Below are 10,652 nucleotides of genomic sequence, written 5' to 3' on the forward strand. Positions count from 1 at the left end.
CTGGAAGAAGGACGACGGCGATCCTGACCGCAGTTGGTCGCAGCAAGAGGCCGAACAAATCGCGGTGTGGGCCTCGGGCCGTGATGATATCTGCGACGGCAAGAATTTCGGCACCTGGGCGCCCAGCATGGAGTGATCGAATCCGTTCTCCGAGGTCGCCGACGCACTTCTGCGTCGGCTTTTTTTCGGTTGAACCTCTTGAGGTACTCTCAGACCGAAAAAGGGCGAATGCTAGACGAAACTTTTGGCCGTTATTCAAATCGCAGAAATGGACGCGAGGCGCGGTTTGGCCGAAATTCCAACTTGTTCCGATTCAATAACTTAGCTGGCTCATCCGGTCGAACGGTAGGTATGGCAGAAATTCCCGATAAATAGGCGGGTAGCCACTCTTATTTACGGAACAACCTTGTGCTGCGCCAGAGCCGCCCGTTCTCAAATAGCTCTTTCGCCGCCGACGCCGCATTGCGCACCTGCTTCCACTCGCAAGGTGTTAGCAACGCGCGACTTATCCCGCGACATCCCGCTGAATCCCGCCATCTCCCCCCGTTCTCATTTATCGTTAATACCAACAAAGGTGGGAATTACAACGATACTTGTCACTAGCGGGAGATCGTGGGGAATCGCGCGGCGTGGTGGGTGGAAGTCGCGGCGCGGCAGTAACTTAGCTGGCGAGCGAGCGGCAAAGCAGCGCATTGGTGGCGAAAGAGCTATTTGTCAGTAAACAGCCTTCGAACGCCTCGGTTGCATCACAATCCTACCATTAAGTCATTGAAAACGCTTGGTGCGCCAGTCCGGTATTTACCGGGGAATTAACCGCACGCGGTTTTCTCCCGGCGCCGTGCCGCTAAAACACTGAAACCTAAGTAGTTGGAATTTCGATCACACCCGCCACAGAGGCTCGGACGCCGTTCCGAATAACGATCAAACTCTGTGCTCGAAAAAAGCCCCATTTGTTCGCCTGGTGTTCGCCCAATTTAGTCGACGGGATCGACCAATTGGCCCTGGCGTTGCAACTTCGCTATTAATTCGAGCACCGACAGCTTCGAAACCTGGTAGGTTCCACTGGGATGATGTCGGCGATACGCGCGCCGCCCACGGAGCACTCCGCCCTGCACCCAGCGCCATACGGTGCTCTTATGGAAGTCCAACAACACCGCCGCACGCGCGATGCTGATCATGGAATCCTCGGGGCCGAAATAGCGCGGTCAGAGGCATGTCAGCGCATGACCTCCAGCGCGTCGGTGATATCCCGACGAGGCGGCGTTCTTGGTTGCCGTCACGGTGATTCGCAGGCGGTAGAAACCGAGCGGCCTGGAGGGAAACGTATAGACGACGGCGCTGGGCGTTCCCGCCGCGGCATAAAGATCGATGCCAACCGGGCCTTCGACCACCGCGCCACCGGCGGTAATGTACACGTTGGGAATTCCCGCATCGACATCCTTGCGGCTCCACAGCCGGCAGCCGTAGCCGAAATACATCCATTCCGCATAGGCGCCCGCTGCGTTTGCAACGATCACCGCGTGCGCCACACGCGGTGCGCGCGAGCGTTTTGATGGCGTGCCGCTCTCGCCTCCGAAACTGGCGTGGCAAGCGGCGATCGGGAGCGGCTCGTGAGCAACGTCAGGCTCTATGACATCGGCGACACCACTTTCGGCTACGGCCCCGGCACGGGCGGTGGCACTGGCGCCGGCGATTTTGTTCACGCATCGTTTCCAACGCCGTCGCTCGAAAATGTGCAGGCTGCGCTCGGCATTCCAGTCCCGCTGGCCTACGGCTGGGCGCGCGTGCGCGGCAACATTGCGCTGCTCTACGACGACGGCAGCGGAGCGCGCGTTGCCATCGTGCTTTTGGGCGAAGGCGAGTGGGATGGCATCGACCGATTGTGGATCAACAAAAAGCTGCACGTTCCCGGCGACGGCAACACGGTGCGCTTTCATCCGGGCATCGACGGCACGCTCGGCCACGGTCTGACGCCGGATTCCACCGGCGGCGATCAGGACGTCGACGGCTTCTTTGCGCTCCTGCCGGCGAACGTTCCGCCGCTGACTTTCTCGCGCAAAGCCTGGCTGATGATGTACGTGTTGCCCGATCCCGGGGCGCCCTCGGCGGATCTGGATTGGCTCGGCGACTTTCGCACCATGAGGTGCCGCATCTTCGACAACACCGGCACACAGTCGGACTATCGTTTCACGACCAATCCCATCGACGAGTTGATCGACCTGCGCATTCGCGCCTTCATCAAGCGCGAAGCGCTGATCAACGCCGCATTGCTCACGGCCGAGAAAGCGCGTTTCGATTGGCCGTGCTACTGGGATTCGCGCGCCCAGTGCGATGAAGTTCTGACCAGCGGCGAGAAGCGTTTCGAGGCAAGCGTGGGCTGGCCGCAGCGCGTCAGCCTGGCGCAGCTCGAACAGCAGTTGCTCGATTGCTGCCGCGGCTACTGGCGCGAGGTCGGAGGAAAGCTGCAGATACGCGTTGACCAGGCGCGTGCCACCACGTTCTCGTTGAGCAGGTCGCACGTCATCGGCGGCGCCACCTTTGACAAGAAGGACGTTCGCGCCGCACCGAATCGTTTCATTGGCACGTTCCGCAATCTTCAGCCGAAGGTCGTGGCCACCATCGCCTCGATCGCGCGCGCCGGCGGCGTGGTCACAGTCGAGACCGACGAAGTGCATCCGTTCGTGGTGACCGATCGCGGCGCGGATACGGTGGACATTTGGGATGTGGCCACCGCCGGCTTCGATGGCAGCTTCCTGCTCACCACCGTTCCCGACGATCATCATTTCACCTACGCGCAGGCGGGCGCCGACGCCAGCGACGACGATGGTGGCAATGTTGGCACACCGGAATCGCGGTTCATGGACGACTCGCCGGTGATCGTCGATCACGAACCGCACCAATTTGCCGTAGGACAGCGCGGGCTCGGACTCAGCGCGATGCCGATGGTCATTCCCACGACCATCGACTTCGGGGCCAACACGCCGGAACGCGTGAGCCGCCTGCTGAAGTACATGGCGATCCGCAGCCTGGGCCCGATGACCACGCCTTACAAAGCGCCGTTTCAGGGCAGCGTCGTCGCCGCAATGTATTCGGTGGATGATGCCGATCGTGTTTTGCTGGCGCAGTTGCCCGGCGACACGCTGGCAGTCGAACCTTCGGTGAGCGAGGAATTTCAGGGCGACTTCGAAATCATCGAGCTGGAGCTGAAGTTGTCCGGCAGCGATGGTCCGGGCACGATCACGCTCGCGTTGCGGCAGTACATTCCCGAAGCGTTCACCGATGTGGCCGACGATCACCAGGCGATCGCGACGCTGCCACAAGTGCATCCTCTGGGCGCGACCACCGTGGTCGATGGGGAAGGCTATTTGAGTGTGCCCAGCACCAAGCTTCCGGTGAATTCCGTGTTCAATTACGACAACGATGTGATCGTGGATTCGATCGATGGCGGCGACGGCACGGCAACAGTGCGGGCACACGGCAGCGCTGGTACGAGCGCCAGTTGGACGTGGAAGCTCGGGATCGCTGGAGGTCTGGAGACGCGCACCTATCCCGCGACTTCCTTCACCGGCAAGGTGCTGGGCGGAACTCATTATTTTGTGGCGCACGACCCGGCAACGGGCGACTACGTCTGCACCACGGACTACGACCAGGTACTGCCCAGCAACTACCAGTTCGTCGGCGATTGTCTGACGGTGAATGCCGGCGGCGGTGGTGGGTCGAGCGGAGGCGGCGGCACGGGCGACGGCGGTGGTGGTCGGCTGCTCCAATATTGACGGAAAGGTGAAGGAGGAGAGGGGCATGGCAACGCAGATCGGGACGAGGATTTTTAGGGCAGAACAGCAGGACTGGAAGATCGTGTTGGAGAGCGCGTTTGGGGTGCGCTCGCCGTTCTACTTTGCCGCCATCCGACCGGCCGGCAGCGAGCCCTTGACAGTGGACGATTGGGTCATCCAGATGAAGGCTCAGGTGGATGCCTGCGATGACGCCCTGCTCGCCAATTTGACGGCCAACGGGGTGGGGGGCAACGACCTGGTCGTGCCGGGTCTTCCGCACTTCCCTGAGGGGCTCACGCTGGGCCAGGTTGTGGCCCGGCGGGACGCCTCCTAAATGGGTCGGCAAGGAGGGGCTGGGTGGACCTTGCGAGGGCTGCCGGGGGGGGGGACCTAGAAAATCACTGGCTGGGATGTCTGGGAGGGGCAGTTTACTGCCAAATAGCGATTTCGTAGTGACAAATATCGGCTTCACTTACTGACAAATAGCGATTGCGGCCCTAAAAGGGCGGCAAAAAACGGGACGCCATCAGCATCGTCCAGAATGAACTTGTTCCCCTGCTCGAGCAGCAGCCCGGTTTCGTCGCCCACGAAGCCATGAGCCGCCAGAACGATCCCAATTACGCCCTCGCCGCCACCTACTGGCGCACCCAGGAGGACGCGGAACGCTGCTACTCCTCGCCGGCCTACACCAACCTGCTCAACAAGCTAACGCCGCTTTTCAACAGCGACATCCGCCCGGTCTTCTACCAGGTAGAAGTCTCTACCACGCAGAAGATCGCCTTCGGCAAGGCAGCGTAAATTTGGAGGCTGGTGATCAGGGCGGGTGGCTGGGCGCCTCAGCCACCCGCCCCCAACCTCCAACCATCAACTCCACTAGCCACCAGCCACCTCCTTCCCGTACATTTGCTTGTCATTCCATGAAGACCCTCATTGCACTGCTACTCTTTCTCTCCGCCATCTTCCTGCTGGCCCAGGCGCCTGCCGCCAAGGACCTGCGCACGCCCGAGGAAAAGCATCTGCGCAACGTTCGCCAGCTCACCTTCGGCGGTGAAAACGCGGAAGCCTACTTCAACTCCGACGGCGGCAAGCTGATTTTCCAGTCCACCCACGGCGGCCTGCCCTGCGATCAGATTTTCATCATGAACGGCGACGGCTCCGATGCCCACATGGTCTCTAGTGGCCACGGCCGCACTACCTGCTCTTATTTTTTCCCCGATGGCAAGCACATTCTCTATTCCTCCACCCACGCCGCCTCGCCCGAATGTCCTCCGCCGCCTGACTGGTCCAAGGGCTACCGCTGGGCCACCTATCCGACCTACGAAATCTACGTCGCCAACCCGGACGGCAGCCAGCCTAATGCCCTCACCCACAACCAGGGCTACAACGCCGAGTCCACCATCTCCCCCGACGGCAAGAAGATCGCCTTCACCTCCACCCGCAACGGCGATCTCGACATCTACGTGATGAACAGCGACGGTACCCACGTCCGCCAGCTCACGCACGAGCTCGGCTACGACGGCGGCCCCTTCTGGTCGCGCGACGGTCAGTGGATCGTCTATCGCGCCAATCACCCGCAAACCAAGGAGGAGATCGCCGACTACCAGGACCTGCTCAAGCAGAATCTGATCCGCCCCACCAGCCTCCAGCTCTGGGTGATGAAGGCCGACGGCAGCCACAAGCGGCAGATCACTCATAACGGCGCCGCCAACTTCGGTCCTTACTTCTTTCCCGACGGCAAGCGCGTCATCTTCGCCTCGAATCTTTCCGACCCCAAGGGCATGGGCAACTTCGAGCTCTACGCCGTCAACATCGACGGCAGCAACCTGGAGCGCATCACCTATAGCCCTGCCTTCGACGGCTTTCCCATGTTCAGCCCAGACGGCAAGAAGCTGGTCTTCTCCTCCAACCGCAACGCCAGCCGCCCGCACGAGACCAACATCTTCATCGCCGATTGGGTGGAATGACGCGGAATTGCAGAATTGACGAAACCGCGCCTTCGGCGAAGCGCGCTTAGGGTTTGCGGAAGCGGCGGGCGGTGTCGAACTCCATTTCCAGCTCGCGGGTGCGGAGATTCTCGCGCAAGTGGAAGAGGCGTTGCTCCAGGCGCTGCAGCGCTTCCTGGATGTTAGCGGTGTTGGTGAGGGCGATGTCGCGCCACATGCTGTAGGGGCTTCGCGCCAGGCGGGTCATCTCGCGCAGGGCGCGCCCACCGATGGCTTCCAGATCGAGGTCGTTGCCGAACTCCTCTTGCAACGCGGCCGCCAGCGCGGTGGAGAGCATCTGCGGCAGGTGGCTGATCCAGGCGCACAGGCGGTCGTGGCGGTCGGAATCCATCTCCAGCACACGCGCCCCGATGCGCTCGATCCACTGCACGTATTCACCGGCGCGGCCGCGGCGGATGTCCTGGCCGGGAAGCGGGGTGAAGAGCCACACCGCGCCAGTGAACAAGTCGGCGTCGGCCTGGTCGATACCGCTGTTCTCTTTCCCCGCCATGGGATGACCGGCGAGAAAACGCTCTCCCACCCGATCGCCGAAGATGTCGCGGGCGCGGGTGATGACGTCGCCCTTGGTACTGCCGACGTCGGTAAAGAGTGTGTCGGGCGGGAGCAGCGGGCCAAGGCGGTCCAGCAGATCCATGATCGCGCCGACGGGGGTGGCGAGGACGACGACATCGCTGTTGGCGCAGGCTTGCGCAGCATCTTCGTGGGCGAGATCGATAGCGCCGAGAGCCCTGGCCTGCGCGAGGACTTGAGAACGATCGCAGCCGACGATGCGGCCTGTGAAGCCATGTCTCTTTAACGCCAGCGCCAGCGAGCCGCCGATGAGGCCGGTGCCGAGGATGGTGATCTGGCGCACGTTTGGGATTTAAACACATTTGGGATTGGCGATTGGTGATTTGTGATTGGCAGATTTTCGGTTATCGGTTATCGGTTGCCGGTAGTCCGTGGTCGGTATATTTCCATCCGGAAAGTTACACTCCTAGGGTTGTAGGGAGGTCGTGTTGCCGAACTCGGCAGATGAGAGCGGAGCACCGCGTACCAAGCCGCTGATGGTGTTTGACGGCGATTGCGGGTTCTGCCGCGCCTGGATCGAATACTGGAAGCAATTGACCGGCGAGCGCGTGGAGTACGCGCCGTACCAGGAAGCCGCTTCGCAATTTCCCGATGTGCCGCGCGAGGAGTTCACCGCGGCAGTGCAGATTTTCCTGCCTGACGGCGAGCGGCGCGGCGGAGCGTATGCGGCGTTCACCGCGCTGGCCATCGGAGAGAAGACACGGGAGCTATGGGCGTACGAGCACGTGCCGGGATTCGCCACGGTGTCGGAAGCGGCGTACCGGAGGATCGCGGCGCATCGATCCGCGGCTTACAGGATCACCAAGCTGCTGTGGGGCATTCCACCGCGCCGCGAGAGCTATGCGCTGGCGACGGAGCTATTCCTGCGCGCGCTGGGCGTGATTTACTTGATCGCGTTCGTCTCGTTCGGGGTGCAGGCCGCGGGACTGATCGGGAGCCACGGATTTATCCGGTCGCGGAAACCATTGACGCGGTACGGAGGTATTACGGCGACGCCGCGTTCCGCCTGCTGCCCAGCGTCTTCTTCCTGAATACAAGCGATTGGTTTGTGGCCGCAGTGTGGATCGCGGGCGCGGCGCTGGCCATCCTGCTGACGCTGGGAATCGCGCGGCGAGCGGCATGCGCCGGCGCGTTCCTCTTGTATCTCTCCATCGTGACTACCGGGCGCGTGTTCATGAGCTATCAGTGGGACGCGCTGCTGCTGGAGGCGGGCTTCCTGGCAATCTCTCTGGGCTGGTCGAAGATGCTGCCGTGGATGTTCCGCTGGCTGCTGTTCCGGCTGATGTTGATGTCGGGCGTGGTGAAGCTGGCGAGCGGCGACCCGAGCTGGCATGCGCTGACCGCGATCCGCTATCACTACTGGACGCAGCCGCTGCCGACTCCGCTGGCCTGGTACATGCACCAACTGCCAGCGTGGTTCCAGAGCGTGAGCACCGTGGTTGTGCTTACGGTCGAGTTGGCGGCGCCGTTACTGATCTGGTTTCCGCGGCGGGCGCGATTGCTCGGAGCGGGAATCCTGATCGTGTTCCAGGTGCTGATCCTGCTGACCGGGAACTACGCGTTTTTCAATCTGTTGGCGATCGCGCTGTGCTTGTGGCTGGTGGACGATGAGCGGCTGGGACGAAACATCCCCACCCTGTCGCTCCAAGGCCAGCGACCAGGGTGGGGCAACCGCCTTGTTTCGGCGTTCGCTTCGCGGGCGCGGGCGCGATGGCTGGAGCGGGCGCCGAGCGTGCCGCGAGTGGCCATCGCGACGGGCGTGGCGGTATTGATTCTGTTCGTCAGCATCGGTGAGGTGACGGGCCCGATCCTCCACTGGATCCCGCCGGGCTCGGATGCGGCGCGAAACACGCTGGCGCCGCTGGAGATTGTGAATTCGTACGGGCTGTTCGCGGTCATGACCACAACGCGAATGGAGATCGTGATTGAAGGGTCGAATGACGGCGTGACATGGCAGGCGTACGAGTTCAAGTACAAGCCCGGAAACTTGAAGCGACCGCCATTTTGGTTGGAACCGCACCAGCCGCGCGTGGATTGGCAGATGTGGTTCGCGGCGCTGGGCAACCACGAACAGAATCCGTGGCTGCTGCGCTTCATGCTGCGGCTGCTGCAGGGGTCGCCGCCGGTGACGCGATTGCTAGGAGGGAACCCTTTTGCCAAGGCGCCGCCGGAGTACGTGCGCGCGCTGGCGTATGAGTATCGGTTTACGAGCTGGGCGGAGCGGCGCGCAACCGGGGCATGGTGGAAGCGAGATTACCGCGGGGTCTATCTGCCGCCGCTGACGAAGGAGGACTTTGCGCGGGCGGGGATGCAATAGGCTTCAGGCTTCAGGAAAAGCTAACCGCAAAGGACGCAAGGGCCGCAGGGAACTTCTTGCTTAGGGTGCACCACAGGGACGCGGGAGTCCTTCGGCTCGGATGGCGACCCTTCGGTTTTAGTGAGCCCACGTTTTTTCGCCGACTATCATCGCGCGTCGATTGAACGCCTCAGGCGATGGTTCGCCCGACGGCGGGGGCGATGATGCGCAACTGGTCCATCAACTGCCTGAACTGGTCGGGATAGAGCGACTGGGCGCCGTCGGAAAGAGCCTTGTCGGGATTGCTGTGGACCTCGACGATGATGGCATCCGCGCCCGCTGCAACGGCGGCGCGAGCCATGGGCGCGACCTTGTCGCGGCGTCCGGTGCCGTGCGAGGGATCGCCGCAGATGGGCAGGTGGGAGAGCTTGTGCACGACGGGGATGGCGGAGATGTCCATGGTGTTGCGGGTGTAGGTCTCGAAAGTGCGGATGCCGCGCTCGCACAGGATGATGTCGTAGTTGCCGCCGGCCATGATGTACTCGGCGGAGAGCAGCATCTCTTCGATCGTCGCGGCAATCCCGCGCTTGAGCATGACCGGCTTGCGCACATGGCCGAGCTCGCGCAGCAAATTGAAGTTCTGCATGTTGCGAGCGCCGACCTGCAGGATGTCCACGTAGGGGAGCATGAGCGGGATCTGGGAGAGTTCCATGACCTCGCTGATCACCAGCAGGTGGTATTTTTCGCCGGCTTCCTTGAGCAGCTTGAGGCCTTCTTCGCCCATGCCCTGAAACGAGTAGGGTGAGGAGCGCGGCTTGAAGGCGCCGCCGCGCAGGACGCGGGCGCCGGCCTTGGAAATCTGCTCGGCGGTGGAGAAGAGTTGCTCGCGCGATTCGACCGAGCAGGGGCCGGCCATGACCAGGACCTTGTCGCCGCCAACGGTGAGGTCGTTGGGCAACTTGACCACCGTGCCTTGCGGGCGAAAATGCTTGGCGACGAGTTTGTAGGGCGCGCTGATGCGGTGGACGAGGTGGACGCCGTCGAGAACCTCGATGTTGCGGACGTCGAAATCAGTGCGCGCGCCGACTGCGCCGAGCACGGTGTGGCGCTCGCCGGTCGAGCGGTGGACGGAGTAGCCGAGCCCGACAAGGTGCTCGATGACGTTCTGGATCTGCTCTTCGCTGGCGCCTTCTTGCATGGTGACGATCATAGAAAACCAGTAGTTCGGAGTCGCTAGTTAGGGAGTTAGCGCGGGCGGCCAGAAGTGACGGCCTAACCACCTGCGAGCGATTTTCGCATGCTTGCCGGGAGCTAACCACCAACACCTTAATCGTTAATCTCTGCTTCCAACTCGGTGTCGCCGCCGTTGGCCTTTGGTTTCGGAACGAATTCGTCTTTCTGGATCTTACGCATCACGTCAATCAGGCGCTCGTAGATCATGGTGAGGTCGCGATCGGCGAGCGGACCGCGGTTGGCGCGGTGCACGTTTTCGTGGATCACCTTCTCGCGGTCGGGCTCGTAAACCGGTTGGTTGGTGCCGCGCTTGAGCCGTCCGATCTCCTGCGCGCAGCGGGCGCGCTCGTTGAGCAACTCCACCAGACGGCAGTCCAGGTCGTCGATTTTCTTGCGCCAATCCGCGATGTCCATAAAACAGCCGTCAGCTTTCAGCTCTCAGCCAAAATCCTATCGGCCTTGATTGTACGTGGCCGGTGACACAACTCGACTCTAAAGCGATGCTATCTCGGAGCGGCAGTTGAACCGGCTGATAGCTGGGAGCTAACGCCTGAGAGCTTCCTTATCAATTCTGCCACGGCTTGGGGCGCGTAACCCAGCGGGGCCGATTTTTCGATCGCCTGCACGATGGCGCTGCCGACCACGGCGGCGTCGGCGAACTGCGCGACCTCTTGCACATGCTCCGCGGTGGAGGGTGGGGGGTGGTCATGGTTCCTGAGAGGTTGCGCGAGGAGGCTGAAAAATTGCTCATAGAGGTCAAGAAAATCTTTCAAGAGG

Annotated in this window: 12 protein-coding genes; 6 read left to right on the plus strand and 6 right to left on the minus strand. The window is 62.0% G+C overall.

The window, feature by feature from the left end; all coding sequences use genetic code 11:
- Positions 1-974: 974 nt before the first annotated feature.
- Positions 975-1,178 carry a hypothetical protein gene (locus LAN64_19330; GenBank protein ID MBZ5569983.1) on the minus strand — a complete coding sequence of 68 codons (204 nt, stop codon included), beginning with the start codon at positions 1,176-1,178 and terminating at the stop codon, positions 975-977.
- 27 nt (positions 1,179-1,205) lie between these two features.
- Positions 1,206-1,517, minus strand: coding sequence for a hypothetical protein (locus tag LAN64_19335; GenBank protein ID MBZ5569984.1), 312 nt, complete (start codon positions 1,515-1,517; stop codon positions 1,206-1,208).
- A 93-nt stretch (positions 1,518-1,610) separates the two neighbouring features.
- Between LAN64_19335 and LAN64_19340 the strand changes: the two genes are divergently transcribed.
- The 4 genes from LAN64_19340 to LAN64_19355 all read left to right on the plus strand — a co-directional run bounded on the left by LAN64_19340 (position 1,611) and on the right by LAN64_19355 (position 5,737).
- Positions 1,611-3,773 carry a hypothetical protein gene (locus LAN64_19340; protein ID MBZ5569985.1) on the plus strand — a complete coding sequence of 721 codons (2,163 nt, stop codon included), beginning with the start codon at positions 1,611-1,613 and terminating at the stop codon, positions 3,771-3,773.
- A 25-nt stretch (positions 3,774-3,798) separates the two neighbouring features.
- Positions 3,799-4,107: a gag protein gene (locus LAN64_19345; GenBank protein MBZ5569986.1), complete on the plus strand. Its 309-nt coding sequence runs from the start codon at positions 3,799-3,801 to the stop codon at positions 4,105-4,107.
- 260 nt (positions 4,108-4,367) lie between these two features.
- Complete coding sequence (locus LAN64_19350) at positions 4,368-4,571, plus strand: hypothetical protein (protein ID MBZ5569987.1); 204 nt, start codon at positions 4,368-4,370, stop codon at positions 4,569-4,571.
- Positions 4,572-4,690: 119 nt separating this feature from the next.
- Positions 4,691-5,737, plus strand: a complete 1,047-nt coding sequence (locus LAN64_19355; GenBank protein ID MBZ5569988.1) for a hypothetical protein — start codon at positions 4,691-4,693, stop codon at positions 5,735-5,737.
- Between the two features lie 46 nt (positions 5,738-5,783).
- On the opposite strand, the gene LAN64_19360 is transcribed toward LAN64_19355, so the two are convergent.
- Positions 5,784-6,629 (minus strand): prephenate dehydrogenase/arogenate dehydrogenase family protein, encoded by an 846-nt coding sequence (locus LAN64_19360; GenBank protein MBZ5569989.1) that lies wholly within the window; start codon positions 6,627-6,629, stop codon positions 5,784-5,786.
- Between the two features lie 145 nt (positions 6,630-6,774).
- Here LAN64_19360 and LAN64_19365 point away from each other — a divergent pair, with 145 nt between their 5' ends.
- Together LAN64_19365 and LAN64_19370 are read left to right on the plus strand one after the other, a co-directional pair.
- The gene (locus tag LAN64_19365; protein ID MBZ5569990.1) at positions 6,775-7,377 is read left to right on the plus strand and encodes a DUF393 domain-containing protein; all 603 of its coding nucleotides are present in this window, start codon (positions 6,775-6,777) and stop codon (positions 7,375-7,377) included.
- Positions 7,378-7,394: 17 nt separating this feature from the next.
- Positions 7,395-8,663, plus strand: coding sequence for a lipase maturation factor family protein (locus LAN64_19370; protein MBZ5569991.1), 1,269 nt, complete (start codon positions 7,395-7,397; stop codon positions 8,661-8,663).
- Positions 8,664-8,832: 169 nt separating this feature from the next.
- On the opposite strand, the gene aroF is transcribed toward LAN64_19370, so the two are convergent.
- The 3 genes from aroF to LAN64_19385 all read right to left on the minus strand — a co-directional run.
- A complete protein-coding gene (gene aroF, locus LAN64_19375) occupies positions 8,833-9,852 on the minus strand; it encodes a 3-deoxy-7-phosphoheptulonate synthase (protein ID MBZ5569992.1) in 1,020 nt (339 codons plus the stop codon).
- Positions 9,853-9,968: 116 nt separating this feature from the next.
- Positions 9,969-10,289 carry a chorismate mutase gene (locus LAN64_19380; GenBank protein MBZ5569993.1) on the minus strand — a complete coding sequence of 107 codons (321 nt, stop codon included), beginning with the start codon at positions 10,287-10,289 and terminating at the stop codon, positions 9,969-9,971.
- A gap of 89 nt (positions 10,290-10,378) precedes the next feature.
- On the minus strand, positions 10,379-10,652 hold a 274-nt coding region (locus tag LAN64_19385), incomplete at its 5' end, for a tryptophan synthase subunit alpha (GenBank protein MBZ5569994.1).

This window comes from Terriglobia bacterium, assembly GCA_020073185.1.
Taxonomy (GTDB): domain Bacteria; phylum Acidobacteriota; class Terriglobia; order Terriglobales; family Acidobacteriaceae; genus JAIQGF01.